Below are 1,724 nucleotides of genomic sequence, written 5' to 3' on the forward strand. Positions count from 1 at the left end.
CCGCCCACATCCGATGGTCAGCCGTCGAGTCGTACGACCCTGACGGCCCCGGCGGGCACGGCCAGACGGCCCGCCGCGCGCTCGCCGGTCAACAACTCGGTGCCGTCGGTGTCCAGCGGCACCTTGGCGTCGAGCGCGGTGTGGTTGATCGCGAAGAGGAAGTCGCCCGACTCCCCCGTGCGGCGCACCACTTCGACGTCGCGCGGCAGATCGGCGCGCGGCGCGATGCCCGCGTCGTCGGCGGCCCAGCCGAGCAGCGCGTCCAGGCCGTGGGCGTCGAGGCGGGTCGAGACGTACCAGGCGGAGCCCTCGCCGAGCCGGTGCCGGGTGACGGCGGGCCGGTCGGCGGCGAGTCCGTCGGCGTACGTCCACACGGTCTCGGCGCCGCGCGGCACCACGAACTCGGTCCACACGTCCCCGGTCAGCTCGGAGCCGTCGGGCCCGGTGATGCGGACGCTCTCCCCCGTGAGCAGCGGCGAGAACTCCTCGACGGTGAGGCCGAGTACGTCGCGCAGGGCGCCGGGGTACGGGCCCTCGTGGACGGCGTCGTTCTCGTCGACGATGCCGGAGAAGTACGAGACGACGAGGGTGCCGCCGTTCTCGACGTACGCCTTGAGGTTGCGCCCGGCGGCCTCGGTCATCAGATACAGCGCGGGGACGACGACAAGGGGATAGGCCGACAAGTCGGCTTCCGGGTGGGCGAAGTCGACCGTGAGGTGGCGGTCGTAGAGGGCCTCGTAGAAGGCGTCGGCGCGTTCGCGGGCCTCGTGGTCCTCGCTGGGGCGCCAGGCGAGGCTCTGCGCCCACCAGGAGTGCCAGTCCCACAGGACCGCCACGTCGGCGACGGTGCGGCTGCCGCGGATCTGGCTCAACGAGTCGAGGGAGGCGCCCAGTTCGACGACCTCGCGCCACACCCGGGAGTCGGTGCCGGCCTGGGGCAGCATCGCCGAGTGGAACTTCTCGGCGCCGCGCCGGGACTGCCGCCACTGGAAGAACATGGCGCCGTCGGAGCCGCGGGCCACATGGGCGAGGGAGTTGCGGGCCATCTGGCCGGGTGCCTTGGCGGGGTTGCGGGCCTGCCAGTTGATGCCGGAGGTCGAGTGCTCCAGGAGCAGCCAGGGGGCGCCGCCGCCGACCGAGCGCGTGATGTCGGCGGCCATCGCGAGGTTCACATGGGTGCGGCGGCCGTCGGTGATCAGGTAGTGGTCGTTGGTGACGAGGTCGACCTCGCGGCCCCAGGCCCAGTAGTCGATGGAGTCGCACTGGCTGAGCGCGGTCATGAAGTTGGTGGTGACCGGGATGCCGGGTGAGAGGCGGTGCAGGATGTCCCGCTCCATCACGAAGTTCTCGCGGATGGTCGCGTCGGCGAACCGCTTGTAGTCGAGCGCCTGGCCGGGGTTGCCGACCGTGGGCGTCACGCGCGGCGGGTTGATCTGCGCGAAGTCGGTGTAGCGCTGGCCCCAGAAGGTGGTGCCCCAGGCCTCGTTGACCGCGTCGACGTCGCCGTACGTACGCTCCAGCCAGCGGCGGAAGTGCGCGGCGCAGGAGTCGCAGTAGCAGGCGGAGACGGGGACGCCGTACTCATTGTGCACATGCCACATCGCAAGCGCCGGATGGTCCGCGTAACGCTCGGCGAGCCTGGTGGTGATGTTCGCGGCGGCGGCCCGGTAGTCGGCGTTGCTGTGGCAGATGGCACCGCGGGAGCCGAACTCGTAGCGGGTGCC

General features: G+C 71.6%; 1 protein-coding gene. It reads right to left on the bottom strand.

Annotated features, from left to right (window positions below; genetic code table 11):
• Positions 1-17: 17 nt before the first annotated feature.
• The coding region (locus STRIP9103_RS35780) for a beta-galactosidase (RefSeq protein WP_048821591.1) at positions 18-1,724 on the bottom strand (1,707 nt) is incomplete at its 5' end.

The sequence above is a fragment of the Streptomyces ipomoeae 91-03 genome (assembly GCF_000317595.1).
Lineage (GTDB): Bacteria > Actinomycetota > Actinomycetes > Streptomycetales > Streptomycetaceae > Streptomyces > Streptomyces ipomoeae.